This window comes from Nostocoides sp. F2B08, assembly GCF_009184895.1.
Classification (GTDB): domain Bacteria; phylum Actinomycetota; class Actinomycetes; order Actinomycetales; family Dermatophilaceae; genus F2B08.
In genome coordinates this window covers 105,988-131,394 of record NZ_WESE01000008.1, presented here as the reverse complement: position 1 = coordinate 131,394, position 25,407 = coordinate 105,988, and the positions used below count along the sequence as shown (strand labels likewise).

Sequence of the window (25,407 nt, the reverse complement as noted above, 5' to 3'; positions counted from 1 at the left end):
GGGCGACGAGGCGACGAACGAGACGGGGAGCGATGACGCGGGTCAGGGCGCGGGAGGCGTGAGCGGGTCGGACAGCGTCCCGGTGGAGGAGATCGCGGAGCGCGTCCGGGCTCTCATGCCGCAGGTCCGGGCGGATCTCGAGGGGCTCACCCGCATCCCCAGCATCTCGCTCTCGGCCTACGACCAGGCCACCGTGCGCGCGAGTGCGGAGGCGACGGCCGAGCTACTCCGCGCGGAGGGCCTCAGTGTCGAGATCGTGTCCGAGGGGGGTCGGCCCGCGGTGATCGGGCACATCGACGGCCCTCCGGGTGCTCCGACCGTGATGCTCTATGCCCACCATGACGTCCAACCGACCGGCGAGGAGAGCGACTGGGACAGCCCACCCTTCGAGCCGGTCGAACGCGACGGGCGGTTGTACGGGCGGGGCGCGGCCGACGACAAGGCCGGGATCATGGCGCATGTCGCCGCGCTGCGGGCACATGCCGGCCGGCTTCCGGTAGGGGTGACGGTCTTCGTCGAGGGGGAGGAGGAGATCGGGTCGGACTCCTTGCCGACCATCCTGGAGCGGCATGGCGAGCGGCTGCGTGCCGATGCCATCGTCCTGGCCGACTCGATGAACTGGGCGATCGGCGAGCCCGCGCTGACCACGACGCTGCGGGGGATGATCCGCGTCGTCGTCACCGTCTCGACCCTCGACCACGGCGTGCACTCCGGGATGTTCGGCGGAGCGGTCCCGGACGCTCTCATGGCGCTGGTCCGCGTCCTCGCCGGCCTCCACGACGACGCCGGCGACCTCGCCGTCGAGGGACTGCGCTCGGGACACGCCGCCGACCTGGAGTTCTCGGAGGAGCGGCTGCGTGCGGAGTCCGGCCTGCTCGACGGGGTGGGCACGATCGGCTCGGACTCGCTGCTGTCGCGGTTGTGGACCAAGCCGGCGGCGACGGTCATCGGCATCGATGCCCCCACAGTGGAGACGGCCTCGAACACCCTCGTTCCGACCGCCCGCGCGAAGGTCTCGGTCCGGCTCGCTCCCGACGAGGACGACCTGCACGCCTTCGAACGGGTCAAGGAGCACCTCGTCCGCCAGGCTCCCTGGGGAGCTCGGGTCGAGGTCGAGCTGGAGGAACGGGGACTGGGCTTCGCTGCAGACGCGGACGGACCGGTGTACGACGCCGCCCGCCGCGCGTTCGAGGACGCCTGGGGGAGAGCACCGGTCGACATCGGGGTCGGCGGCTCGATCCCGTTCGTCGCCGCGTTCGCCGAACGCTTCCCCGATGCAGCGATCCTCGTCACCGGGGTCGAGGACCCCGACACGCGCGCCCACGGAGCCAACGAGTCGCTCCACCTCGGCGAGTTCGAGCGGGTATGCGTCGCGGAGGCGATCCTGCTGGCCCGCCTGGGCGAGCTGGCGGCAACCGGGGCCGGGACCGAGCGGCCCGAACGCCGATGACACACCGAGAACGAGCGAAGGGGACCACGTCATGAGCGAGGGCACGCAGGGCCGTTACGTCGAGCCGAGCTTCGAGCGCGACACCACGTACATCACCGACCGAGTGGTCTCGAAGGGGGCGGATGCCGACGGCGCGTCCGGTCTGTGGCCGGTCGAGCCGGGTCGGTACCGGCTGGTCGTGGCGCGGGCGTGTCCATGGGCCAACCGCGCGATCATCGTCCGCCGCCTGCTCGGCCTCGAGGATGTCATCTCGATGGGGATCTGCGGGCCGACGCACGACTCCGACAGCTGGACGTTCGACAAGGACGAGGACGGTCTCGACCCCGTCCTGGGCATCCCGAGGCTCAAGGACGCCTACCTGGCCCGAGACCCGGAGTACCCCCGGGGCATCACCGTCCCCGCGCTCGTCGAGATCTCCAGCGGCAAGGTCGTCACGAACGACTTCCCCTCGATGACGCTCGACTTCTCCACCCAGTGGTCCGACCACCATCGGGACGGTGCGCCCGACCTCTACCCGGACGAGCTCCGCGACGAGATCGACACCGTCAACCGCCGCGTCTACACCGAGGTGAACAACGGTGTCTACCGGTGCGGTTTCGCCGGCACGCAGTCGGCTTACGAGGACGCCTATGACCGACTCTTCACCGCGCTCGACTGGCTCTCCGAACGACTCTCACAGCAGCGCTACCTCGTGGGCGAGACCATCACCGAGGCCGACGTGCGGCTCTTCACGACCCTGGCCCGTTTCGACCCGGTCTACCACGGTCACTTCAAGTGCAACCGAACGAAGCTGACCGAGATGCCGGTCCTGTGGGCCTATGCGAGGGATCTCTTCCAGACCCCCGGGTTCGGCGACACCACCGACTTCGTCGACATCAAGCGCCACTACTACGAGGTGCACACGGACATCAACCCCACCCAGGTCGTTCCCGCCGGGCCGGATCTCGCCGGATGGCTCACCGCACACGGGAGAGAGGAGCTGGGCGGCTCGCCGTTCGGCGAGGGAACTGCACCGGGTGCGCCGTCGGAGACCGAGCGGGTCCCCGTGGCCCACAACCCCCTCCTGGGAGAGGACGGCCTGGTCCGGTCCCTGTGATGTCAAGATGATCTTGACACCAGTGTATGTCAAGATAATCTTGACACATGTCACTCTGGCTCCGTCTCCTTCCCGTCGCCGTCATCGGCGTCGGACTCGTCACCTTCGCCCTCAGTGCCGTGCCGGATGGCGGCTTCGTCAGAGGAATGTTCCAGGGTGCGGGTGGCGCGCTCGTCGTCCTCGGCCTGTACCTCGCCGTCCAATCCTTCCGGCCCGGCGGGCGGACGGTCGCGAGTGAGGGGATGTGGCGGCCCAGCGCCGATCGTCATGAGTGACGGCTCCGCGGGGGGTGCGGGGGATCCGGCCCTGCCCGACCGCATCGCTGCCGCCATCCTGGGCAGTGAGGTCGATGGAACGGCCTTCGACCCCGAGTCGGCGGAGGACCACCTCGCGGTCGTGCGCCGCGCCGCGGCTGCCGAACGAGCGGTCAAGGATCTTCTCGCGCAGTCGGTCTCGGCGGCGAGGGGAGGGGGTCATTCGTGGGCGGCGATCGGCGACGCCCTGGGCCTGAGCCGGCAGGCGGTGCAACAGCGGTTCGGCGGGACCTGGAGCCCCCCGGACGGCGCGCGGGTGCGCCGCGTCGGACCGGTGACCGCCATCGACGAGATGTCCGAGCTCGAGATCGCCGGACGCCAGGGGTGGCGCACGGTCGGTGCGGGGATTCTGCATCATGTCGTCGAGCGAACGGACACCCAGTGGGAGCACCGCCGGGTGGTGTGGACCCGCCCGACCAACGCATACGAGACCGAGGGCTGGACCGTGGCGGTTCGTGCCTTCCCGTGGCTCTATCTCGTGCGCGACCTCGAGGTCCCGCCGGAGCAGTGACCTCTGTGGGCAAGGTTCCCCCGGAGTGCGCCAGCCCCCCTCAGTCCTTGTTCGTCTCACCCGGGAGGGCCAGCATCTGGTCGAGCGCGACGCGGGCGTAGTGCGCGACCTGCTCGTCGACTCTGATCGGGTTGACGACCCGACCCTCGACGAGCGACTCGAGCGCCCAGACGAGGTGTGGCAGGTCGATGCGGTTCATCGTCGAGCAGTAGCAGACGTTCTTCTCCAGGAACGCGATCCGCTGCTCGGGGAACTGCTGGGCGAGGCGCTGGACGAGGTTGAGCTCGGTGCCGACGACCCAGGATGTCCCCGCCGGTGCGGCCGCGATCGTCTTGATGATCTTCTCCGTCGAACCCACCTCGTCCGCGAGCTCGACCACCTCGTAGCGGCACTCGGGGTGGACGATCACCTTGACGCCGGGGATGTCCCGGCGGGCGGCCTCGACCGCCTCGACCGTGAACCGCCCGTGGACCGAGCAGTGCCCCCTCCAGAGGATCATCCGGGCCGACTGCAGCTGCTCGACCGTGAGCCCGCCCATGGGGCGGTGTGGGTCGAACACGACGCAGTCGTCCAGGGATCCCCCGAGGTCGCGGACATAGGTGTTGCGACCTAAGTGCTGGTCCGGCAGGAACAGCACCTTCGCCTGCGAGCCGGCCGGGTCCTCCGGACTCCAGCCACGCTGTTCGAGCGCCCAGGCCAGGGCCGTGCGGGCGTTGCTCGACGTGCAGATCGTGCCCCCGTGCCGGCCGGTGAACGCCTTGATCGCGGCCGATGAGTTCATGTAGGTGACAGGGATCGTGTCCTCGGCGACGCCCGCCTCGACGAGGTCGTCCCAGGCGTCCTCCACTTGGGAGATGGCGGCCATGTCGGCCATCGAACACCCGGCGGCGAGGTCGGGCAGGATCACGGTCTGCTCGTCGGACGTGAGGATGTCCGCCGACTCCGCCATGAAGTGCACGCCGCAGAACACGATCCACGGCGAGTGCGGGCGGGCCGCCGCCTCCTTGGCGAGCTTGAACGAGTCCCCCGTCACGTCGGCGAAGTCGATGACCTCGTTGCGCTGGTAGTGGTGACCGAGGACGAACACCTGGTCGCCCAGGGCGGCCTTGGCGGCTCGGGCCCGCTCCACCAGGGCCGGGTCGGACGGGGCCGGCAGATCTCCGGGGCACTCCACGCCCCGCTCGCTGTGCAGGTCACGGCCGGCGCCGAGGACGAGGAGCGGCAGGGGGGATGCGGTCGAGGTCATACGACGATCGTAGGCCGCGACCATGGGACGCGTGGCGACCTCGCCGCCGCCGTGCGCCGTAGGCTCGTCCCGTGCGCGTCGTCATCGCCCCCGACTGCTTCACCGGCACCCTCACCGCCGCCCAGGCCGCGGCCGCCATGGCCGACGGGTGGCGCGAGGGGGCCCCGCACGACGAGGTCGTCCAGATCCCGCTCTCAGACGGCGGCCCCGGCTTCCTCGACGTCCTCGGCACCGGGCTGGCCGACAGTGGTGTCGAGACGCTCATCGTGACCGTCGAGGACCCCCTCGGGCGCCCGGTTCCCGCTGCGGTTCTCATCGACCGCGCCGCCGGTGGGCGAGAGGGCGCCGTGCCGACCGCATACATCGAGTCGGCCCAGGCGGCCGGTCTGCACCTGCTCGACGCCGCGGAACGCGACCCCACGCGCACCTCCACCTACGGCGTGGGTCAGCTGATCGAAGTCGCCCTCGCCGAGGGCGCTCGACGGGTGGTCGTCGGGCTCGGCGGCTCGGGCACCAACGACGGCGGCGCGGGAATGCTCGCCGCGCTCGGCGCGGGGCTGCGGGACGATCTCGGGATGGGCGGAGGTCAGCTGCACGAGTTGAAGGACACGGCGCTGAGCGGCCTGGGGGAGGTGCGGCAGCGGTTGTCCGGGGTGGACATCGTCGCGGCCACGGACGTCGCGTCGCCGCTCCTCGGGCTGCAGGGCGCGAGCGCGGTCTTCGCCGCGCAGAAGGGAGCCACGCCCGAGCAGGCGCAGCACCTCGAGGCCGCGCTCGGCCGGTTCCACGAGGTCGCCACGGGGGCGCTCGATGCCCCCACCGACCTCCTCACCGGCCGACCCCTCCGGCTGGACCGGACGGCGGGAGCCGGGGCCGCGGGCGGTCTCGGATACGGGCTGTTGGTCCTCGGCGCGCGGCCGGCCAGCGGCGTCGACCTCGTCCTCGAGGTCGTCGGCCTCAAGGAGAGAATCGCCGATGCGGCCCTGGTCGTCACGGGCGAGGGGTGCTTCGACTGGCAGAGCCTGCAGGGCAAGGTCGTGGCAGGGGTCGCGGCAGCAGCCCTGGAGGTGGCCACCCCGAGCATCGTCATCGCCGGTCAGGTGCTCGTGGGCCGTCGCGAGACCATGACGGTCGGGCTGTCCGGAGCGTATGCGCTGGCCGAGACCCCGAAGGAGGTCGAGGCCTCGATGCTCGACCCCGTGACCACGCTCAGCGCGCGGACGACCCGGGTGGCGCGCACCTGGTCCCCGCGCCGGCGCGGCACGCCGTAGCCGGTGCGCAAGGCGTCGTCCGCGCCCTGACGTATCCTTGAAGAGGCGCCGGACCGCCTGCGCGCCGCTTCACCGGGATCGCGCCCGGAACCCGTTCCGTCGAGGAGCCCGGGTCCGGGGAAATACCGGGCCTGTCGCGGCCGTTGCAGCGGTACGAACCGCACCGGCTCGCCACCCCACAGCCAAAGGATGAGATCAGTGACAGAGCAGGCCACCACGGAGAAGACCCACGGCGTGATCCTCACCGACGTCGCCGCCACCAAGGTCAAGTCGCTCCTCGAGCAGGAGGGTCGGGACGACCTCCGCCTGCGGGTCGGGGTCCAACCGGGCGGATGCTCCGGCTTGATCTACCAGCTCTACTTCGACGAGCGCACCCTCGACGGCGACCTCGTGCGCGACTTCGGCGGTGTCGAGGTCGTCGTGGACCGGATGAGCAGCCCCTACCTCGAGGGCGCGACGATCGACTTCGCCGACAGCATCGAGAAGCAGGGCTTCACCATCGACAACCCCAACGCAGGCAGCTCCTGCGCCTGCGGAGACAGCTTCAGCTGAGCCGAGGCCCTTCGACCTCACGACGGCGGCCCCGCACCCGATCCGGGTGCGGGGCCGTCGTACTGCTGGCCGGATGAGGGCGTCGCCGCGCACTGCGGCCCGGGACGGACCGGACGCCGCGCGGAGGAGGGCCCCCGCTCATCGGGTAGCGTCTGACGCCGTGCGTATCGCCATCTGCGGGTCCATCGCGACCGACCACCTCATGACGTTCGAGGGTCGCTTCGCCGACAGTCTCGTGGTGGAGCAGCTCGACAAGATCTCGGTGTCCTTCCTCGCGAGCGACCTGCAGGTGCGCCGGGGCGGCATCGCCGCCAACATCTCGTTCGGCATGGCCCACCTGGGTCAGCGGCCGATCCTCGTCGGCAGCGTCGGGGAGGACTTCGCGGACTACCGGTCCTGGCTCGAGCGGCACGGCGTCGACTGTGAGTCGGTGCACGTCTCGGACACTCTGCACACCGCCCGATTCGTCTGCACGACCGACACCGACATGGCCCAGATGGCCACGTTCTACGCGGGGGCGATGGCCGAGGCCCGGACCATCGAGCTCGGCCCGATCGCCGACCGCGTCGGCGGGCTCGACCTCGTGCTCATCGGCGCGGACGACCCCGAGGCGATGCTCCGACACACCGAGGAGTGCCGGACCCGGGGTCTACGCTTCGTCGCCGATCCCAGCCAACAGCTCGCCTTCGCCGACGGGGCCTTCATCCGTCGCCTCATCGACGGAGCCGACTACCTGTTCACCAACGAGTACGAGTCGCACCTGACCGAGCACAAGACCGGCTGGTCCTCGGACGAGATCGCCGACCGCGTGACGACCCGGGTGACGACGAAGGGCAAGGACGGCGCCACGATTGATACGCGGGGGGAGGAGCCGGTGCACGTCGACGTCGCCGTCGGGGTCCAGCCGGTCGACCCCACGGGTGTCGGCGACGCCTTCCGTGCAGGCTTCCTCACCGGGCTCGTCAACGGTCTCCCGCACCGCAGATGCGCCGAGCTGGGGTCGGTGCTCGCGGCATACGTCATCGAGACGGTGGGGACGCAGGAGTACCGCCTGTCCGAGAGCGCCTTCCTCGAGCGTCTGCGCGCGAGCTACGGCGAGGAGTCCGCAAGCGAGATAGCACCGCATCTGCACTGCCCGAGGCCCTGACCGGCGTGCCGTCCGCACGTCCGGTCGAGCCGCCCCCCTCGCGCTGGGGCTTCTCGCTGGACCGTGCCGAACCGGGGGAGGAGCTGCTCGCGGTCGGTGGCGATCTCGAGCCAGGGACACTGCTCGCCGCCTATCGCGCCGGACTGTTCCCCATGGGCATCGGTCGCAACGGCTCCCCGCCGATCGGGTGGTGGTCGCCGGATCCGCGCGGGGTCCTGCTCCCGGGCGGTATGCACGTCTCACGTTCGCTGACGCGCTCGGCCCGGCGGATGGAGACCCGAGTGGACACGGCCTTCGCCGACGTGATCGGCGCCTGTGCGGACCCGTCGCGAAGCGGGCGGTGGATCTCGCCGCGGATCATCGCCGCCTACACCCGCCTGCACGAGCTGGGCTGGGCGCACTCGGTCGAGACGTGGCGCGACGGACGCCTGGTGGGGGGACTGTACGGCGTGCTCATCGGCGGGTTCTTCGCCGGCGAGTCGATGTTCCACCGGGAGACCGACGCGTCCAAGGTGGCCCTCCTCGGCCTCGTCGAGCGCCTGTTCGAGACCACGGGGGGCGATGACCCCCGCGCTCGGCTCGTCGACGTGCAGTGGCGCACCCCCCATCTGGCTTCACTGGGGGTCGTCGCGATGCCGCGAGCCGAGTACGTGGAGCGGCTCGGCCGAGCCGTCCGTGCGCCGTCAGTCGTCCTCGAGTGACTCCTGGTCCGTAGGCCGACCACGACCGACGAGGTATGCGGTGCCCCCCTCCTCGAGATCCCGCACCTCCTGCAGCTCACGCCCGGTCATCCGGCACCAGGCCGGCACGTCGGCGCGGGCGGCCTCGTCGTCGGCGACCAGGCGGACTCCGGGGGCGTCGGGGTTGCGGCGCCACCAGCGGGCCAGGTCGATGATCGGCTGTGGACAGAGTGAACCCCTGGCGTCCAGGGTCGCCGTGGAGCTCTTGACGTCGTCCGGCCCGGAGCCCGGCCACAGTCCGGCGCGTGCCGCCGCGAGCGCCTCGGCCAGCGCGGCCGGGAACCGGTCGACCGCCGTTGCCCGCTCGGGAGCGACCGCGGCGAGCGGGAGGGTGATCCGCACGTTCCCCTGGGTGAGCACTCCCATGGCGGCCAGGACGTGGCTCGGCTCGAGGGTCGACGCCGTACAGGCCGACCCCGAGGCGACGAGCAGTCCCTCGCGGGCCAGCGCGTGGACGACGGTTTCGCCGTCGACGTAGAGCGCTGAGGCGGTGAGGACATGAGGGAGCCTCTTCTCGGGGTGACCCGCCACGACGACACCCTCGATCAGGCCGACTCGATGCCTGAGCCGCTCGACCAGCTCGGAGGCCTCCCGCGACTCGCGCTCACGCTCGGCCTCCACCTGACGCCATGCCTCGGCCGCGGCGAGAACCAGGGGGACCCAGGGGTCGGACTCGGCGCGACCGTGCTCGGCCTCCCGTCGGTGCCCCGGGAGGGCGAACCGGGTGCCCTCCCGGACCGCGAGAAGTCCGATCGACGGCGGCCCTGCGAAGCTCGCCGCACTGCCGACGACGACGTCCGCGGTGTGTGGCGACGCGACCCGTCCCAAGGAGGCCTGCGCATCGCAGAGGAGCGGCACACCGGCGGACCGGGCCACCGCATACGCCTCCGCGAGCGGTTGGAGGGTGCCGACCTCACCGTTCGCGTGCTGCAGGCACGCCACGGCGACGTCTCCGGCGGACATCTCGGCGTCCCAGGCCGCCGGGACGATCGCCCCATGGCGGTCGACGGGCACCACGGCGAGCGCGTCGGCCGGATCGCGGGCTGCGCGCGCCTGGCCGAACCGCAGGACGACCGAGTGCTCGACCGCGCCGGCCACCAGGCGCCGGCCGTGCCTGCGCCGAGCGTGCACGAGACCTTCGAGAGCCACGGCCAGCGCGTCTGCGCCGCTCGGATGCAGGCTCAGCTCAACGGGGCGCACCCCCAAGCCGTTGGCGAGGATCTCGCGCGCCTGGTCGAGCAGGGCGCGCGCCCGCCGCCCCTCGGTGTACAACCGCCGCGGATCGGCCCAGCCGGCGTCGACGGCGGCCAGCAAAGTCTCTCTGGCGGCCGGGTGCAGAGGGCCCTGAGCAGCGTCGAGGAGAAGGGATGACGGCACGTTCCGACGGTATCCCGACCCTCCCACTCCGGGACCCTGCCCCTGGAGTAATGTGTCTGCGAACGTGTCTGTTTGCTGTGCTCGAGAGAGGGTGCGTAGTGCCTAGGTCTGACAGTCTCGTCGGCGTCCCGCAGAGGCGCGGGCGCGCCCGCCGAGCGGGTTCCCTGGCAGTCATCACCCTCGCGGCGGTCGCGCTGACCGGGTGCGGCCGGGCCAGCTGGTCCGACGGTCTCCTCATCGAGGGGGTCACCGAAGGTGCCGAGAGAGTCACCAGGCTGTGGGTCGGCGCCTGGATCGCGGCCATCGCGGTCGGTGTGCTCGTCCTCGGGCTGCTCATCTGGTCGATCACCGTCTACCGCCGACGCGACGGCGACGACGAGCTCCCCGAGCAGCTGCGCTACAACATCCCGATCGAAGTGTTCTACACCGTCGTCCCGATCTTCATGGTCACGGTGCTGTTCTTCTACACCGCGCGCGACGAACAGGTCCTCCTCGACACCGAGACCCAGCCGGACAACATCATCAATGTCGTCGGCAAACGGTGGAGCTGGGATTTCAACTACGTCATGGACGACGTCCACGAGTCCGGCACGCAGGCCAGGCTGACCGGTGAGCCGGGCGTCGAAGAGACTCTTCCGACCCTCTATCTCGTCGTGGGGGAGCGGACCGAGTTCGTCCTGACCGCCCGCGACGTCATCCACTCATTCTGGGTGCCGCAGTTCCTCCAGAAGATGGACATGGTCCCCGGCCGGGTCAACAAGTTCCAGGTGGTCCCCACCCAGACCGGGACCTTCCAGGGCAAGTGCGCTGAGCTGTGCGGTGCGTACCACTCGAACATGCTGTTCAACGTGCGCGTCGTCGAGCAGGACGAGTACGACGCCCATATGCAGGAGCTCGCCGACAAGGGCCAGACGGGTCTGCTCGGCAGCGATCTGAACATGGAGGAGATCATGGAGAACCAAACCGAGCTCCTTCCTGAAGGGATCCGGCCGTGAGCGCGGCATCGGAGAGCACGACCTACCTGCGCACCGCGGACGGGGCGCCGGCGCGCCGCAAGATCCTTCCCGGTGCGACGGTGCTGAAGTGGATGACGACGACCGACCACAAGGTCATCGGCAACCTGTACTTCATCACCTCGTTCGTGTGGTTCCTCGTCGGCGGCGTGATGGCGCTGCTCATCCGCGCCGAGCTCTACACCGAGGGCCTGCAGATCGTCGACAACGCCGAGCAGTACAACCAGCTGTTCACCATGCACGGCACGATCATGCTGCTGCTGTTCGCCACCCCGTTGTTCGCGGCCTTCGCCAACGCGATCGTCCCACTCCAGATCGGCAGCCCGGACGTCGCCTTCCCGCGACTCAACATGTTCGCCTACTGGCTCTACCTCTTCGGTGGCCTCATCGCCGCGTCGGGGTTCCTCACCCCCGATGGCGCCGCGTCCTTCGGCTGGTTCGCCTATGTCCCGCTGAGCGACGTCGTCTACAGCCCCGGACTGGGCGGCGACCTCTGGATCTTCGGTCTGGCGCTCGGTGGCTTCGGCACCATCCTCGGTGCGGTCAACTTCATCACGACGATCCTGACCATGCGGGCCCCCGGCATGACGATGTTCCGGATGCCGATCTTCACGTGGACCGTCCTGATCACCTCGATCCTCGCACTGCTCGTCTTCCCCGTCCTGGCCGCCGCGCTGCTGGCGCTGGGAGCCGACCGGCAGTTCGGAGCCGCGATCTACGACCCGGCTGCCGGTGGACCGATGCTCTACCAGCATCTGTTCTGGTTCTTCGGCCACCCGGAGGTCTACATCATCGCGCTGCCGTTCTTCGGCATCATCTCCGAGGTCATCCCGGTCTTCTCGCGCAAGCCCATCTTCGGGTACAAGACTCTGGTCTACGCGACGATCGCGATCGCGGCCCTGTCGATGAGTGTCTGGGCCCACCACATGTACGTGACCGGCCAAGTGCTGCTTCCCTTCTTCGCGATCATGACGATGCTCATCGCCGTGCCGACGGGCGTCAAGTTCTTCAACTGGATCGGCACGATGTGGGGCGGCAAGGTCGTCATGGCCACGCCCATGCTCTGGGCGGTCGGCTTCATCATCACCTTCCTCTTCGGTGGCCTGACTGGCGTTATTCTGGCCATGCCGGCCCTGGACTTCCACCTTTCCGACAGCTACTTCGTCGTCGCTCACTTCCACTACACCGTCTTCGGGACCGTCGTGTTCGCGATGTTCGCAGGGTTCTACTTCTGGTGGCCGAAGTTCACCGGCCGCATGCTCGACGAGGGCCTCGGCAAGCTGCACTTCTGGCTGCTCTTCGTCGGGTTCCACGGGACCTTCTTCATCCAGCACGTGCTCGGGATCTGGGGCATGCCCCGCCGGTACGCCGACTACCTCGTTGAGGACGGCTTCCGGTTCTTCAACCAGATCTCGACGGTGTCGTCATTCGTTCTCGGCATCTCCACCCTCGTCTTCATGTGGAACGTCTGGAAGACCTGGAAGACCGCCCCCCTGGTGGAGAGCAACGACCCGTGGGGCTACGGCGCGTCTCTGGAGTGGACCACGTCCTGCCCGCCGCCGAGGCACAACTTCGACTCCATCGTCCGGATCCGCTCCGAGCGTCCGGCCTTCGACCTGCACCACCCCGAGTCGGTGACGCACGATGTGCGCGCCGATCTGGACGAGGCGCGAGCGATGCTGGCCGCTCGGAAGGAGAACTGATCGATGCGCTACTCCGTCAAGCTGTTCACCGTTCTCGGTGTGTTCTTCGTCGTCATGTCGGCGATCTACACCTTCTGGGGACTGAACTATCTGCCGGACCGCTTCGAGCCGGTCGGCATCGTGGGTCTGCTGCTCTCCGCCCTGTTCTTCTGGTTCATCGCGGGATACCTCCATGTCACCGAGCGTCGGCTCGACCCGGCACCCGAGGACGACCCACGCGGCAACATCGAGCAGATCCAGGGTGACTTCGGGTTCTTCAGCCCGCACAGCTGGTGGCCTCTGGTCCTCGCGTTCTCCGCGGCTCTGCTCTTCCTCGGCGTGGCGATGGGGTGGTGGATCTTCGCGATCGGCGCCTTCATCGGTGTGCCTGCACTGATCGGGTGGACCTTCGAGTACTTCAAGGGCCAGCACGCCAACTGACGCGTTCATGGCCTCGGACATCGTCGCCGTGACCGCCGCTAGCGTGTGGTCCGTCAACTCGGGTGAGGCCGGCGCGCCCTCTGGTCGGGGCAGCTATCTGACCGGCATCGAGAAGCGACCGCGCGAGGCGATCCTGATCACGGCACCTCTCGGCGGCGGCGGCCGATCCGGGGTAGCCGGCGACCACGTTGGCAACCGTCGCCATCATGGAGGACCAGACAAGGCCGTCTACGCCTACTCCCGTGAGGAACTGACGTGGTGGGAGGCTGAGCTCGGTCGGGAGTTCCCGAGCGGGTTCTTCGGCGAGAACCTCACGACGTCCGGGGTAGATCTCGAGCTGCTGCTGATCAACCAGAGGGTTCGGATCGGTGCCGACGTCGTCCTCGAGGTGTCGCTGCCCAGGCAGCCCTGTGCGACGTTCCAGGCGCACCTGGGGGAGCGAGGCTGGGTCCGCAGGTTCACCGAGAGGGGACGATGTGGTGCCTACTTCAGGGTGATCTCCCAAGGAACGGTGCGTCCGCACGATGTGATCACGCCGTTGAACGCACCGGATCACGGGGTCGATCTTCGAGTGGCGTTCGCCGCCGTCATGGGCGACGACTCGGCTGCGGCGACGGTGGTCGAGACAGGATGTCTGCCCGAGGTCTACCACCGGAAACTGGCGCAGCGCAGGTCGCGAGTGACTCCCGCTCGAGGTCGCTGAGCGATCCGACAAGCCGATCCGAGGCTCGTGCGCCGGTTCGGCGAGCGGCAGGCGTGAAGTGTCAGCCCCAGCCGAGCTCGTGGAGGCGCTCGTCGTCGATACCGAAGTGATGGGCTATCTCGTGCACGACGGTGATCGTGATCTCGTCCTCGAGTTCCTCGATGTCCTCGCACATACGTGTCAGCGGCCCGCGGAAGAGCGTGATCCGGTCCGGCAGGGCGCCGGCCCACCCGAGGTCACGGTCGGTCAACGGCACCCCCTCGTAGATGCCGAGCAGGTCGTCGGGATAGTCCCCGGGTGGCTCGTCCTCGACGAAGAAGGCGACGTTGTCGAGCATGTCCATCAGACCCGACGGGACGGCATCGAGTGCGGCCTGCATCGCCTCGTCGAACTCGGTCTGACTCACCTCGACCATTCGGGCCCCTCCAGGAGTCTCGCCAGACGCTGCGCGATGTGATCTGGACGCCCGACCACCTCGAGCACCTTGGTCCGAGCTGTGCGACCGCCTACGATCCGGATCTGCGCCCGGGGGAGTCCGAACGCCGCAGCCACCGCACGAACAGCCGCGTCGGTGGCCGCGCCGTCGACGGCTCGCTCACGGACGGCGACGACGAGTGTCTCGTCGTCGCCGTACCGTCCACCGACGGCGGTGCGACCGGCACCCGGTCGGACCCGGATGCGCAGCCGCACCGATATGGTCGGAACGAGCTCCGTCAGTGCTGCCCCGACGTGATGCGCTGCTCCGTTGCGACCGCGGGAACCTCGAGTTGCTCGTGCTCCTCGCCGTGGTGATGTGCCGCGGCGAGCTCCGCCGGGGTGACGGGCTCGACCCGGTCGGTGAAGTAGAACCGGGACAGAGCCGCCCGGACCCGGTCCTTGCGCGCGCCCTTGCGGGCGACCCCGTTGGCGTCCGTCGCCGGCTCGAGCTCCAGCGGAGCGTGGGACTCGAAACTCACGAGCTTCCAGCGGGTGTACTCGTCCAGGGGCTCGTGACGCTCGTAGAACCGTCCGTCCGGAGTGCGGATGACGATGCCGGTCTCACGCCCGTGCAGGACGGTGTCGCGGTCCCGACGCTGCAGCGACAGGGCGATGCGCTTCGTGATCCAGAACACCAGTGGCGGCAGGAGGAAGAGCGACACTCTGAAGGTGTTGGTGAGGTCGTTGATCGACATACCGGTCTTGATCGCGATGATGTCGTTGACACACGCCAGCGCAAGGATGGTGTAGAAGGTGATGGCCGCCATCCCGAGTCCGGTGCGAACGGGTGCGTTGCGGGGACGGTCGAGCAGGTGGTGCTCCCGCGTGTCGCCCGTCACCCAGCGCTCGACGAACGGATAGATCCCGAGCACGACGTAGATCAGCGGCAGCAGGACGATCGACCCGAGGGCGATGTTGAGGGAGAACGTGAACCCGAACACGACGAACTCCAGCCAGCCGGGCAGCAGTCGCAGCGCACCATCGGAGAACCACATGTACCAGTCGGGTTGGGCGCCGGCGGTGACGGCGGACGGGTCGTACGGCCCGTGCACCCAGACCGCGTTGATCTGTGCGACGGCTGCGAGAAGAGCGGTGACGCCGAAGACGAGGAAGAAGAAGCCACCCGCCTTGGCCGCGTACACCGGCATGACCCGGTAACCGACGACGTTGTCGTTGGTCTTGCCCGGCCCGGGGTACTGCGTGTGCTTGTTGACCGCGACCATGACGATGTGAACGATGAAGAGTCCGACGAGGATGGCCGGCAGCAGAAGGACGTGAACGGCGTAGAGGCGGGGGATGATGAGCTCCCCGGGGAAGTCGCCGCCGAAGAGCGCGAACGCGATGTACGAGCCGACCACGGGGACGGTGAGGATGAAGCCCTGGGTGGCGCGCAGACCTGTGCCGGAGAGGAGATCGTCGGGGAGCGAGTAGCCGGCGAAGCCCTCGATGATCGCAAGAAGCGCCAGGACGGTCCCGATGACCCAGTTGAGCTCACGGGGCTTACGGAAGGCTCCGGTGAAGAACACCCGCAACATGTGCACGGTGATCGCCGCGATGAACATCAGGGCCGCCCAGTGGTGCATCTGCCGGATGAGCAGGCCACCCTTGATGTCGAACGAGATGTGCAGGGTCGAGGCGTAAGCCTCGGACATCAGCACGCCCTGCATGGGGACGTACGAGCCGTCGTACGTGATCAGACCCATGCTCGGAACGAACCAGAACGTCAGGAAGGCACCGGTGATCAGGCAGATGATCAGCGAGTACATCGCGATCTCGCCGAGCATGAAGCTCCAGTGGTCGGGGAACACCTTGCGGAGAAGGTAGTTCACACCCTTGGCTCCGCCGGTGCGGTCGTCGACCCAGCCGGTGACGCCGCCGACCCGCCGAACGGTTCCCGACGACGTCTGCTCCGGGGGCGTGTCGTCGGCACGGAGGGCGTCTGCCGGACGCGCCGTGGTGGTGTCGCTCATAGTCGTTCACGCTCCCAGAAACTCGGACCGACAGGCTCCTGGAAGGGCTGGTCGGCCACGAGGTAACCCTCGTCGTCCACGGTGATCTTAAGTTGTGGCAAGGCTCGTTTGGCAGGGCCGAAGATGACCTTGCAGTCGTCGGTGACGTCGAAGGTCGACTGGTGGCACGGGCAGAGCAGGTGGTGGGTGTGCTGCTCGTACAGGCCGACCGGGCATCCGACGTGGGTGCAGATCTTGGAGTACGCGACGATGCCCTCGTAGCCCCAGTCCCGGGCCTTCTCGCTGACGAAGTCCGAGGGGTTGAGTCGCATGAGGACCACGGAGGCCTTGGCCTTCTCCTCGAGGATGTGCGACTCGAGATCGAGCAGCCCCTCGGGCTGGATGTGGAAGACCGACCCGATGGGAACCTCCTCGGGACGAACCGGAGTGTTCTGCGGGTCACGCATGAGTCGGGGCCGGACGAAGATCGGGTTGCCGTCGCCGTCGACCTCGTGACCGTCCCAGAACGTTGTCGCCAACCGCCTGAACGGCTGGTCGAACGGGCCGAGGCTGCCGACGAGCTGGACGAGCAGCGGGATGGCGAACAGACCCAGCGCGCCGCCCATCGAGTACTTCAGCAGCGGTCGGCGGGTGAGCTGGGCGGTCTCGCCGCCACCGAGGACGATGTCGCCGAACTTCTCGCGATCCTCGGGCGCGCTGCGCATCGGGTGCCGCAGCTCGATCTCCTCGACATCCGGCATCAGGGTCTTGGCCCAGTGGATCGCGCCGGCTCCGATGCCCAGGAGTGAGAGTGCCAGGGTCACGCCGAGCAGGAAGTTGCTGGTGCTGACGTCGCCCAGACCCGGGAAGAACATCCGGGCGTCGGTCGGGACCGCGAAGTAGGCCACGAGGAAGCCCAGGGTTCCGACCACCGAGATACCGAAGAGGGTGGCCACCTGCCGCTCGGCGCGTTTGGCGGCACCGTCGTCGAGGTCGGCCATGCGCGGCTGGTGAGCCGGCAGTCCGGGGTTCTCGAATCTCTCGGGGAGCCCTCCGTCACCGACGTGGTCGCCCGTGTCGAGACTGACGGCTGTGCCGACCTCCCGCTCGTAGGCGTCGGCGTCGTAGTCGCTCGGGTGGTTCGCGTCAGCCACGTCAGGCTCCCTTCTGGCCGACCCAGACGGCCGTGCCGATCATGATGCCCAGACCGAAGACCCAGATGAACAGCGCCTCGGACGAGGGCCCGAGGTTCCCGAGTGACAGGCCACCGGGGTTGCCGGTCGCGTGCATCTGCTTGACATAGGCGATGACGTCGCGCTTGTCCTCGGGGGAGAGGTTGGCGTCGTTGAAGACTGGCATGTTCTGCGGACCGGTGAGCATCGCCTCATAGATGTGAACGGGCTCGACGTCCTCGAGTGTCGGGGCGTACTTGCCGCGGGTGAGGGCGCCACCTGCTGCGGCGGAGCTGTGGCACATCGCGCAGTTGCTGCGGTAGAGAGTCCCACCGCGACCGGCGTCGCCCTGCCCCTCCCAGTCCAGCCACTCTTCGTCGGGTCGGGCCGGGCCGGGTCCGAGGGAGGCGACGTAGGCCGCGATGGCCTCGATCTGCTCGTCGCTGAACTCCACCTGGTTGACCCTCGGCGCCTGAGGCCGTGGTGCTGCCATCGGCATCCGTCCCGTCTCCATCTGGAAGTGGACGGATGCGGCTCCGGCTCCGACGAGAGTGGGGCCGTACGCGCCCTCCTCCTCCTGCCCGGGATCGGGTGCGTTGCCCTCCGCGTTGAGCCCGTGGCAGCTCGCGCAGTTCGCCCGGAACAGAGCCTGACCCTCGGACACCTGGTCGGCCGTGACCGCGGCCGCAGCCGCCGGCTCGGGGGCGAGCGCGGCATACAGCCCACCGGTCACGAGCAAGGCCACCATGAGCAGCAGCGCGATGGCCGCGGGGTGGCGGCGCCGGGCGGCTAGTGCGTTCACGTCAGTTCCTTCGAGGATGGTTCGGGATGAGTTCGGTGCCCTGTGCGGATCGGATGGGCCGCGGTCACTGGAGGACGTAGATGGTGAAGAACAACGCGATCCACACGACGTCGACGAAGTGCCAGTAGTACGACGTCACGACCGCGCCCGTCGCCTGCGCGTGGGTGTACCGGCGCGTCGTGAACGTCCGCCCGAGGATGAGGAGGAACGCGATGAGACCACCGGTCACGTGGATGCCGTGGAATCCGGTGGCGAGGTAGAAGATCGAGCCGTACGAGTCGCTCGAGAGGGTCACGCCCTCGTGCACGAGGTGGGCGTACTCATAGACCTGACCCGCGATGAAGATCGAGCCGAAGATGTAGGTCAGGACGTACCACTCGCGCATGCCCCACTTCTTGAACTCGAGGAGTCCGCCGGTGCGGCCTACCTGACCCGCCTCGGCCTTCCAGACGCCGAGCTGGCACCAGACGGACGAGATGACGAGGATGCCGGTGTTGATCGTCGCGAAGCGGACGTCGAGCAACGGGGAGTTGGCGGCCCACTGCTCGGGGACGTTGGCGCGAAGAGTGAAGTACATCGCGAACAGCGCCGCGAAGAACATGAGCTCGCTCGCGAGCCACACCATGGTGCCGACCGCCACCATGTTCGGCCGAGTCGCCGGTCCGTGCCCGGGAATACTGGGGACCACCGGATGACGGGTGTCATGAGGGGTGCCGTCAGGGATCGTTGCTGCAGTCGCCACGGGTCAATACTGCACCATGACATACGCGGGACGGCGGCGGACCCCCCGACAAACCCCGCTAGGATCGTCGCCATGAGTTCCGCGCACGTGCCGCAGGCGCCCGAAGCCGTGTCGAACCGGCCCCACAGCATGTCCGGCGGGACGACGGACCCTGTCTCCCACCGCGTCACGGTCCTGCTCTACAGCGACGACCTCACGACGAGGGACACCGTGCGCGCCGCGGTCGGTCGCCGGCCGGCCCGTGACGTCGAGGTGGTCTCGTGGACGGAGTGTGCGACCCCTGCCGCCGTCGTGACGGAGGTCGAGCGAGGCGACTACGACCTGCTCATCCTCGACGGTGAGTCCTCGCCGATGGGGGGACTGGGCCTGACCCGGCAGCTGAAGAACGAGATCTTCGAATGCCCGCCCGTTCTCGTCCTCACCGGTCGTCCCCAGGACGGATGGCTGGCCGCCTGGTCCCAGGCCGAGGCGGCCGTCCCGCATCCGATCGACCCCATCGCCCTGGCCTCGGCGGTCGCCGAGCTCGCGCGCGAACCCCGGTGACGACACCGTCGAGCGACGCGCCGACCTGGCCCGACCTCCTGACCGCACTCCTGCGTGGCCAGGACCTCCCGGCCGAGCACACCAGGTGGGCCATGGGCGAAGTGATGCGCGGCGAGGCCACGCCGGTGCAGCTCGCCGGGTTCCTCGTGGCCCTCACGGCGAAGGGCCTGACCACCGGCGAGCTCACCGGCCTGGCCGACGAGATGCTCGAGCACGCCCACCGGATCTCCGTTCCCGGGACCACTGTCGACATCGTCGGGACGGGCGGCGACCGGCATCACTCGGTGAACATCTCGACGATGGCCTCCCTCGTAGCCGCCGGTGCCGGCATGACCGTCGTCAAGCACGGCAACCGGGCCGCCTCGTCGTCGACCGGGTCGGCCGACGTCCTCGAGGCACTCGGAGTCGACCTCACCATCGCTCCCGAGCGCGTGGCCCGGATCGCGTCCGAGGCCGGCATCACCTTCTGCTTCGCCCAGGCCTTCCACCCGAGCATGCGGCACGCTGCCGTCGCTCGCCGCGAGCTCGGCATCGGTACCGCCTTCAACATCCTGGGGCCCCTGACGAACCCTGGCCAGCCCACCTATGCGGCCCTGGGCGTCGCCGACCCTTCGGCCGCCCCGCTCATCGCGGGCGTCTTCGCGGCTCGAGGGCGAACCGCGATCGTTACACGTGGCGACGACGGACTCGACGAGGTCACCCTCTCCACGACCACCTCGGTCTGGCTCGCCAGAAACGGCGAGGTCACGACGCATACCCTCGACCCTGCCCACCACGGCATTGCGCGCGCCCCCCTGGAGGACCTGCGCGGCGGCGACGCCGAGTTCAACGCGACGGTGGTGCGTCAGGTGCTCGCCGGTGAGCGAGGAGCGCCGAGGGATGCCGTGCTGATCAACGCCGCCGTCGCGCTGGCGCTGCCGATGATCGACTCTGGCGTCGCCGTGGACGAGGCGGTCTCGCAGGGGTTGGCCCAGGCCACGGCGGCGGTCGACTCCGGATCCGCCGCGGCGGTCCTCGACAGGTGGGTGGCGGCTACTCGACGCCGAGACTGAAGGCTGCACCCAGATCACTGCTGGAGTAGGTGCGGAAGGCGATGTGGGTGTCGGTGGCCGTGACGCCTGGCACCTTGCCGATCCGATCGGCGATGACGTCGGCGAGGTGCTCGTGTTCGCGGACCTTGACCATGGCGATGAGGTCGACCGACCCAGCGACGGAGTACACCTCGCTCACGCCCTCGATCTCGACGAGCGATGTCGCGACCTCGGGGATCTTGTCGACGTCGGCGTGGATGAGGACGATGGCGCTGATCACGGGTCAAGCGTAGTGGGAACGCGACCGCCTAGCCCGCCCGGAGGTCGTCGTACGCGGCCGCGCCGCGCACCGGACAGGACCAGTCGCCGGTGACCTCGACGAGCCGGACTCCCGGAGACTCCAGCCAGCGGGCCAGGATCTCGGTCTCCTCCACGATCGCCGCCGGTGCCGGGCCGACGGGAGCCGGCACGTGCTCCGCGCTGGCGACGAGCGCCGCGACGAACGGCATGGGGTCCGCACCCCGGGGAGCCACGCTCGACCCCGCCAAACGGCCGTGACGGATGCAGAAGAGCTCCCAGCCGCCGGCCGAGTGCCGCGCGGCTGCGACGATCTGAGGACTGCTCGCCAGGGGTCCGAGGCGCTGTATCCGGGTGGCGCCTCCGACGAACGCGCTCAGCCGGTCGCGGACCACCCCCGCCTCCTCGAAGCGCTCCTCATGTGCGAGTTCGCGCATGCGCGCGCGCAGCGGATCGACCACCGCGGCAGGGTCCGCGCGGATCGCCTCGCGGGCCGACAGGACGATCCGCGCGTAGTCCTCCTTGCTCTGGGCGCCGGTGCAGGGGGCACCGCACGAGCCGAGCTCGAGCAGGACGCATGCGGTCGGCCGACGTGGGGCGGAGGGCAGTGACTGGGTGCACTGCCGGAGCCGGAACGCGGTATGCAGTGCCTCCATCGCCTCCATCGCTCGGCGGCGACTCCGGAACGGACCGAGGTAGTCGGCCGCGTCTCCGCGCACGGTGGAGACGACGGACAGCCTCGGGAAGTGCTCCTGGGTCAGCTTCAGCCAGGTCAGGGCGTTGGCGCGGGTCGAGCGACGGTTGTAGCGCGGGTGCTCGGAGGCGATGAGCCGCACCTCGCGGACCCGGGCCTCGAGGTCGGTGGCGCACACGACCGGCGTGACGGACGCAGCGAGCCGAACCATCTGCGCCATCCGCGCACGGCGCTCTCCGGCCGTGAAGTACGTGGTCACCCGTCGGCGGATGTCCCGGGACGTGCCGACGTAGAGAGCCGAACCCTCGGCGTCCCGGAACACATAGGCCCCGGGAGCGCTCGGGAGGCCGTCCGCCAGCGTCCGTTTGCGGCGCACGTCCGTTGGAACGCGGCGGCTGTATCCGCGTAGCTCCTCCAGGGTCGAGACACCGAGGTTGCCGACTCGGGCGATGAGAGCATGCAGCACGTCCACGGTGGCTCGCGCGTCGTGTAGTGCGCGGTGGTCGGGCAGGGTGCGCGAACCCACATGCGCGGCGAGCGTCGCCAGACGGTGGTTGCGCACTTCGTCCCGCCCGAACAGCTGACGGGCGAGGTGAACCGTGTCCACGACCGGGTGATCCGGGAAGTGCATCTCGAGGAGCGCGCAGCCGGCTCGTAGGAACGACATGTCGTAGGAGGCGTTGTGCGCGACCCACGCGGTCACGGGGCCCTGCGCCCGGACGAAGTCCAAGAACGCGGGCAGCGCGACGGCGAGCCGAGGAGCCCCCGCGACCATCGCGGACGAGATGCCGGTGAGGGCGGTGATGAATGCGGGCACAGGGTGCCCGGGGTTCACCAGGGTCTGGAACTCACCGACGACCTCACCACCCCTCACGGCGACCGCACCGATCTCGGTGATGCCGGCCTCGCTCGGCGGTCCCCCCGTCGTCTCGAGGTCGACGACCACGAAGGTGACCGAGGCCAACGACGTGCCGAGCGCTGAACCCGGACCCGCGGCACCGTCGAGGTCGAGCGTGCTCTGCACCGGCTTCCGCATGCCGCACACGTTAGGGATGCCGACCGACAACCCTCGGCAGACACTCTGTGGGAGCGGTACCGACGCTGTGGGAGCAGCACTGTCAGTGGCTCTCTCTACCGTTGTTCCCGTACCCAGACAGCGGTCCGCGACCCTCGCCGGAGCATGGACCGTCCACACGGTAAGGAGGCACAGCCCATGACTCACTTCCACGAGCGAGACCGGGTTCATGCACAACCGGCGTCGGCTCCACCCCCGGGGCGGTTCCCCGCGGCCCGCCCCCGACCCGGTGCGACCGCAGCACGGATCGACTGCGACAGCTGCCCGGTGGCCGGACACGGCTGCGCCGGCTGCATGGTCGCTCTGCTCGGTCCGGTGCGGCTGCGCCTCGACGCGGCCGAGCAGGCGGCCGTCGACCTCCTGGTCGACGCAGGTGTGGTCGATGCCGCCGAGGCACGGTCGGCCTACGCCGAGCCCCACCTTCCCGAATGGCTCGTGCAGGCCCGATCGGCGGGGGAGGACGGTCGGATGGACCGGTCGCGGCCGAGCGGTGCCCGCTCGGCCTGAGACGGTCCTCCTCCGGCAGGTGCCGGAGCACGGACGCCGACCTCGACGCGGGAGGAGAGATCCGGCTCGGCGAGGTCGCACGCCGCCGGTGGTGCGACACTCGTCGGGTGCCGGCATACCCCTCGTTCCCGACGCGATCGGTCGAGCAGTCGGTGGCGGTGGTCGTGGTGTTGATCGCTGTCGTCGCCACCCTTCTCGGTGCGTGCGACATCGCGGCTCCGAGCGCATCCCGAGAGCCTCGCGATCCCGCCCTGGTGGAGGCCGTGCAGGGGATGAGCAGCCCGGCCGACCCGCGACTTCCGGTGCGCGCCTCCGAGGTCCAGGTGGACTCCACGGTGACGCCCGGCACGCTCGCGGTCGACGTCGGGGAGGAAGCCCGGGTGCCGGTCCGCGTCACCTGGCGGATCCCCGGTGTCGATACCGACGATCGCACGGCGGTCGACGTCGTGACCCTCCGGCGGGAGCCGGACGGCTGGACCCGGCTCTCACCGGTCCGTCTTCCGTGGGGTGTCGAGGATCCCGTGGCCGTGACATCCTCGCGGTGTCGCGTCCTCGGCCCCCCGTCGCTCTCCGCGGCGGTCACCGCGGTCCACGAGGCATGTGAGCGGTCGCTGCCCGCTGTTCTGGAGGTCTGGCCGTCCTGGCACGGTGCCGCCGTGATCGTCGTCTCGACCTCCGCCTTCGACCCCGGCACGGGCGCCCGGGTCGAAGGCGCCGTCAGCGACGGACGTCCGGCTCCTGCCGACCGGATGCTCGTGGACAGCGCGGTCGTCGCCGCGCTGAGCGAGGTGGGACTCGACGTGCTCATGCGCCACGAGCTCGTCCACGTCGCCATGCGCGCCACAGGCTCGGCCCCCGTTCCCGTGTGGTTCCAGGAGGGGCTGGCCGTCCATATCGCCTATTCACAGGTGGAGGACGGGCGATCCGAGCAGCCTGCGGAGCTGCGTCGTCTGCGGGAGCTGCGAGAATTCGGGCGGTGGCGAGGTTCGGTTCCCGGCCCCACGGAGTTTGAGGATCCGTTGGCACGGGCTCCCGCCTACGTCGCCGCGCGCCTCGGGGTCGAGGTTCTCATGGATGCCGTCGGCCGCGACCGCCTGGTGGCAGTGGTCGCCGGGGACGGACCCGGCGTCGCGGGCCCGACCGGAGCCGTCGCACGCCCCCGCGGCGACGAGGAGCGCACGATGTGGCTCCTCACGCAACTCGGTCTGTCGTCGGAGTGGCTCGACCGCGAGTGGGCGCTGGCTCTGGACCGTCGGGCGGCGGCCGCGCCGCCGTCTCCATGACCATCGAGACCGCCACCAAACCCGCCACCAGCCAGAACTGGTTGTAGAACGCCTGCTTGTTCACGAGGTTCGCCGTGAGCAGGACAACGGCCGAGGCGCGCAGCACGACGGCCAGCCCGGTTCCCGGCCGGCGGACCACGAGGCCGGCCGCGACGATCGCCGCCAGGACGACGAGACCGGTGAGCCAGAACGGCGGAGTGACGCCGACGACGTTGACCGCCAGGAGATAGAGCGTGTTCGAGAACCGGATCGGGTGGAAGTCGATGAGAAGGAGAACCGTGTCGTGCACGAAGGCTCCGGCGTCCGCGACCAGCCAGGGCGTCACCAACAGGCCCCCGAGCGCCGCGGTTGTGACGGCTCGCGCTGGGCCGAAGCCACGCCACATGAGGAGCACCGGGAGGATCAGGGCGATGTGCTGCTTCGACGCCACCGCGAACGCGAGGGGGATGACCGCCCACCACGGATGCCCGCGCCGGACGAGCACGGCCCACCAGATGACGAGGGTCAACAACAGCGGCTCGGTCCAGGCCTGATCCACCTGGGTCACGATCCCGGGGGAGAGGAGGATGAGCAGCCCGCCGGCAGCGGCGGGCCAGGCCCGTCGCTCGCAGAGCAGCCAGAGTCCGACCGCCCCGAGCAGGCTCCAGACCAACAGGGACCACCGGATGTCGCCGGCCACCCACCGTCCGGGCGCCAGCAGAAGGGCGGTCCACGGCAGATAGGTGAAGGCGTCGTCGACGCCCGGCGATCCGACCCAGGACCGACCGTAGATGTTCTCACCGCGCCCGATCGCGTCCGCCGCCTGCTGCAGCACGACCCAGACGTCGATCCTCGGCGCGGGAGAGAACACGATCGTGAGCGCGGCGATGGCCGCATGGAACGCTGCGACGAGCAGGACGGCGACGGCCGCCGGTCGAGGTCCACGGAGGCGGCGTGAGAGTGCCGAGGACAGCAGCAGGGTCGTCACGGTCACCGCGGCCACGGCGTGCAGGCCGAGGATCCACGCTCGGTGCGGATCGGGGACGTAGGTGAAGACGGGCACGACCACGGTCGCCAGGGCCGTGCCCACCCCCACGACGAGCACCGTCCACGGCTCGAGGACCGGGCGCGCGCCGCGGCCGAGCCAGGTCCATAGGGCGACCGCCGCACAGGTGAGGACGACCACGATGAGCACCCGGAAGCGGACGACGCTCCACTGCATCGCCGTCAGGGTCAGGACCCAACCGAGCCCCACGACCAGGGCGAGCCGGACCGGCGTTGCGCTGGGTCGGGGTGCCTCGGTCACCGGTCAA

Annotated in this window: 27 protein-coding genes; 16 read left to right on the top strand and 11 right to left on the bottom strand. The window is 69.5% G+C overall.

The genetic code is table 11. The features are described 5' to 3' along the window. Positions 1-58: 58 nt before the first annotated feature. From GA707_RS16425 to GA707_RS16410, 4 genes are read left to right on the top strand one after another with little or no spacing between them, the layout of a single operon-like run. Entirely contained in the window at positions 59-1,450 is a 1,392-nt protein-coding gene (locus GA707_RS16425) for a dipeptidase (RefSeq protein ID WP_255425096.1), read from the top strand. 31 nt (positions 1,451-1,481) lie between these two features. Continuing rightward, positions 1,482-2,546, top strand: a complete 1,065-nt coding sequence (locus tag GA707_RS16420; RefSeq protein WP_152179529.1) for a glutathione S-transferase family protein — start codon at positions 1,482-1,484, stop codon at positions 2,544-2,546. Positions 2,547-2,593: 47 nt separating this feature from the next. Further along, on the top strand, positions 2,594-2,821 hold the full coding sequence (locus GA707_RS16415; RefSeq protein ID WP_152179528.1) for a hypothetical protein: 228 nt from the start codon (positions 2,594-2,596) through the stop codon (positions 2,819-2,821). Continuing rightward, complete coding sequence (locus GA707_RS16410) at positions 2,814-3,371, top strand: hypothetical protein (RefSeq protein ID WP_152179527.1); 558 nt, start codon at positions 2,814-2,816, stop codon at positions 3,369-3,371. The genes GA707_RS16415 and GA707_RS16410 overlap by 8 nt, the downstream gene beginning before the upstream one ends. 40 nt (positions 3,372-3,411) lie before the next feature. On the opposite strand, the gene nadA is transcribed toward GA707_RS16410, so the two are convergent. Continuing rightward, on the bottom strand, positions 3,412-4,617 hold the full coding sequence (gene nadA, locus GA707_RS16405) for a quinolinate synthase NadA (protein ID WP_152179526.1): 1,206 nt from the start codon (positions 4,615-4,617) through the stop codon (positions 3,412-3,414). A gap of 71 nt (positions 4,618-4,688) precedes the next feature. Between nadA and GA707_RS16400 the strand changes: the two genes are divergently transcribed. The 4 genes from GA707_RS16400 (at position 4,689) to aat (ending at position 8,288) form a co-directional block, all read left to right on the top strand. Continuing rightward, the gene (locus GA707_RS16400; RefSeq protein WP_152179525.1) at positions 4,689-5,888 is read left to right on the top strand and encodes a glycerate kinase; all 1,200 of its coding nucleotides are present in this window, start codon (positions 4,689-4,691) and stop codon (positions 5,886-5,888) included. A 198-nt stretch (positions 5,889-6,086) separates the two neighbouring features. After that, complete coding sequence (erpA, locus tag GA707_RS16395) at positions 6,087-6,440, top strand: iron-sulfur cluster insertion protein ErpA (RefSeq protein WP_226963877.1); 354 nt, start codon at positions 6,087-6,089, stop codon at positions 6,438-6,440. 160 nt (positions 6,441-6,600) lie between these two features. Then, entirely contained in the window at positions 6,601-7,587 is a 987-nt protein-coding gene (locus GA707_RS21380; RefSeq protein WP_226963876.1) for a carbohydrate kinase family protein, read from the top strand. Then, a complete protein-coding gene (aat, locus tag GA707_RS16385) occupies positions 7,584-8,288 on the top strand; it encodes a leucyl/phenylalanyl-tRNA--protein transferase (protein ID WP_226963884.1) in 705 nt (234 codons plus the stop codon). Before GA707_RS21380 ends, aat begins: the two co-directional genes overlap by 4 nt. Here aat and GA707_RS16380 read toward each other — a convergent pair. Then, positions 8,271-9,704, bottom strand: coding sequence for a cysteine desulfurase/sulfurtransferase TusA family protein (locus GA707_RS16380; protein ID WP_152179521.1), 1,434 nt, complete (start codon positions 9,702-9,704; stop codon positions 8,271-8,273). The genes aat and GA707_RS16380 overlap by 18 nt on opposite strands. Positions 9,705-9,802: 98 nt before the next feature. Between GA707_RS16380 and coxB the strand changes: the two genes are divergently transcribed. From coxB to GA707_RS16360, 4 genes are read left to right on the top strand one after another with little or no spacing between them, the layout of a single operon-like run. After that, a complete protein-coding gene (gene coxB, locus GA707_RS16375; protein ID WP_226963875.1) occupies positions 9,803-10,699 on the top strand; it encodes a cytochrome c oxidase subunit II in 897 nt (298 codons plus the stop codon). A 26-nt stretch (positions 10,700-10,725) separates the two neighbouring features. Beyond that, the gene (gene ctaD / locus GA707_RS16370; RefSeq protein ID WP_226963883.1) at positions 10,726-12,420 is read left to right on the top strand and encodes a cytochrome c oxidase subunit I; all 1,695 of its coding nucleotides are present in this window, start codon (positions 10,726-10,728) and stop codon (positions 12,418-12,420) included. Between the two features lie 3 nt (positions 12,421-12,423). Next, on the top strand, positions 12,424-12,840 hold the full coding sequence (locus GA707_RS16365) for a cytochrome c oxidase subunit 4 (protein WP_152179519.1): 417 nt from the start codon (positions 12,424-12,426) through the stop codon (positions 12,838-12,840). A gap of 7 nt (positions 12,841-12,847) precedes the next feature. Continuing rightward, the gene (locus GA707_RS16360) at positions 12,848-13,543 is read left to right on the top strand and encodes an MOSC domain-containing protein (protein ID WP_152179518.1); all 696 of its coding nucleotides are present in this window, start codon (positions 12,848-12,850) and stop codon (positions 13,541-13,543) included. 61 nt (positions 13,544-13,604) lie between these two features. Here GA707_RS16360 and GA707_RS16355 read toward each other — a convergent pair whose 3' ends face one another. The 6 genes from GA707_RS16355 to GA707_RS16330 all read right to left on the bottom strand — a co-directional run bounded on the left by GA707_RS16355 (position 13,605) and on the right by GA707_RS16330 (position 18,586). Then, a complete protein-coding gene (locus GA707_RS16355) occupies positions 13,605-13,958 on the bottom strand; it encodes a metallopeptidase family protein (protein ID WP_152179517.1) in 354 nt (117 codons plus the stop codon). Further along, complete coding sequence (locus GA707_RS16350; protein ID WP_152179516.1) at positions 13,946-14,233, bottom strand: DUF167 domain-containing protein; 288 nt, start codon at positions 14,231-14,233, stop codon at positions 13,946-13,948. Before GA707_RS16350 ends, GA707_RS16355 begins: the two co-directional genes overlap by 13 nt. A 23-nt stretch (positions 14,234-14,256) precedes the next feature. Beyond that, positions 14,257-15,990: a ubiquinol-cytochrome c reductase cytochrome b subunit gene (locus GA707_RS16345; protein ID WP_152179515.1), complete on the bottom strand. Its 1,734-nt coding sequence runs from the start codon at positions 15,988-15,990 to the stop codon at positions 14,257-14,259. Continuing rightward, a complete protein-coding gene (locus GA707_RS16340; RefSeq protein ID WP_226963874.1) occupies positions 15,987-17,123 on the bottom strand; it encodes a ubiquinol-cytochrome c reductase iron-sulfur subunit in 1,137 nt (378 codons plus the stop codon). Before GA707_RS16340 ends, GA707_RS16345 begins: the two co-directional genes overlap by 4 nt. 1 nt (position 17,124) lies before the next feature. Beyond that, entirely contained in the window at positions 17,125-17,943 is an 819-nt protein-coding gene (locus tag GA707_RS16335; RefSeq protein ID WP_152179514.1) for a c-type cytochrome, read from the bottom strand. Between the two features lie 64 nt (positions 17,944-18,007). Next, positions 18,008-18,586 (bottom strand): heme-copper oxidase subunit III, encoded by a 579-nt coding sequence (locus tag GA707_RS16330; protein ID WP_152179555.1) that lies wholly within the window; start codon positions 18,584-18,586, stop codon positions 18,008-18,010. Between the two features lie 228 nt (positions 18,587-18,814). Here GA707_RS16330 and GA707_RS16325 point away from each other — a divergent pair, with 228 nt between their 5' ends. Both GA707_RS16325 and trpD read left to right on the top strand, forming a co-directional pair. Next, positions 18,815-19,228 (top strand): response regulator transcription factor, encoded by a 414-nt coding sequence (locus GA707_RS16325; protein WP_152179554.1) that lies wholly within the window; start codon positions 18,815-18,817, stop codon positions 19,226-19,228. Continuing rightward, complete coding sequence (gene trpD / locus GA707_RS16320; RefSeq protein WP_226963873.1) at positions 19,225-20,280, top strand: anthranilate phosphoribosyltransferase; 1,056 nt, start codon at positions 19,225-19,227, stop codon at positions 20,278-20,280. The genes GA707_RS16325 and trpD overlap by 4 nt, the downstream gene beginning before the upstream one ends. Here the strand turns inward: trpD and GA707_RS16315 are convergent. Both GA707_RS16315 and GA707_RS16310 read right to left on the bottom strand, forming a co-directional pair. Next, positions 20,261-20,539, bottom strand: a complete 279-nt coding sequence (locus tag GA707_RS16315; RefSeq protein WP_152179512.1) for an Lrp/AsnC family transcriptional regulator — start codon at positions 20,537-20,539, stop codon at positions 20,261-20,263. The genes trpD and GA707_RS16315 overlap by 20 nt on opposite strands. A gap of 28 nt (positions 20,540-20,567) precedes the next feature. Continuing rightward, the gene (locus tag GA707_RS16310) at positions 20,568-22,286 is read right to left on the bottom strand and encodes a DEDD exonuclease domain-containing protein (RefSeq protein ID WP_152179511.1); all 1,719 of its coding nucleotides are present in this window, start codon (positions 22,284-22,286) and stop codon (positions 20,568-20,570) included. A 177-nt stretch (positions 22,287-22,463) separates the two neighbouring features. Between GA707_RS16310 and GA707_RS16305 the strand changes: the two genes are divergently transcribed. Beyond that, positions 22,464-22,832, top strand: a complete 369-nt coding sequence (locus tag GA707_RS16305) for a hypothetical protein (RefSeq protein WP_152179510.1) — start codon at positions 22,464-22,466, stop codon at positions 22,830-22,832. Positions 22,833-22,939: 107 nt separating this feature from the next. Next, the gene (locus tag GA707_RS16300) at positions 22,940-24,115 is read left to right on the top strand and encodes a hypothetical protein (protein WP_152179509.1); all 1,176 of its coding nucleotides are present in this window, start codon (positions 22,940-22,942) and stop codon (positions 24,113-24,115) included. Here GA707_RS16300 and GA707_RS16295 read toward each other — a convergent pair. Next, positions 24,024-25,400, bottom strand: a complete 1,377-nt coding sequence (locus GA707_RS16295; protein ID WP_193315378.1) for a DUF2029 domain-containing protein — start codon at positions 25,398-25,400, stop codon at positions 24,024-24,026. The two genes, GA707_RS16300 and GA707_RS16295, sit on opposite strands and share 92 nt — an antisense overlap. Positions 25,401-25,407 lie beyond the last annotated feature (7 nt).

Coding starts and splice junctions, on each gene's coding strand:
- GA707_RS16420 (WP_152179529.1), top strand. CDS start 1,482: ATGAGCGAGGGCACGCAGGGCCGTTACGTCGAGCCGAGCTTCGAGCGC.
- GA707_RS16415 (WP_152179528.1), top strand. CDS start 2,594: ATGTCACTCTGGCTCCGTCTCCTTCCCGTCGCCGTCATCGGCGTCGGA.
- GA707_RS16410 (WP_152179527.1), top strand. CDS start 2,814: ATGAGTGACGGCTCCGCGGGGGGTGCGGGGGATCCGGCCCTGCCCGAC.
- nadA (WP_152179526.1), bottom strand. CDS start 4,617: ATGACCTCGACCGCATCCCCCCTGCCGCTCCTCGTCCTCGGCGCCGGC.
- GA707_RS16365 (WP_152179519.1), top strand. CDS start 12,424: ATGCGCTACTCCGTCAAGCTGTTCACCGTTCTCGGTGTGTTCTTCGTC.
- GA707_RS16360 (WP_152179518.1), top strand. CDS start 12,848: ATGGCCTCGGACATCGTCGCCGTGACCGCCGCTAGCGTGTGGTCCGTC.
- GA707_RS16355 (WP_152179517.1), bottom strand. CDS start 13,958: ATGGTCGAGGTGAGTCAGACCGAGTTCGACGAGGCGATGCAGGCCGCA.
- GA707_RS16345 (WP_152179515.1), bottom strand. CDS start 15,990: ATGAGCGACACCACCACGGCGCGTCCGGCAGACGCCCTCCGTGCCGAC.
- GA707_RS16330 (WP_152179555.1), bottom strand. CDS start 18,586: ATGGTGGCGGTCGGCACCATGGTGTGGCTCGCGAGCGAGCTCATGTTC.
- GA707_RS16325 (WP_152179554.1), top strand. CDS start 18,815: ATGTCCGGCGGGACGACGGACCCTGTCTCCCACCGCGTCACGGTCCTG.
- GA707_RS16310 (WP_152179511.1), bottom strand. CDS start 22,286: ATGCGGAAGCCGGTGCAGAGCACGCTCGACCTCGACGGTGCCGCGGGT.
- GA707_RS16305 (WP_152179510.1), top strand. CDS start 22,464: ATGACTCACTTCCACGAGCGAGACCGGGTTCATGCACAACCGGCGTCG.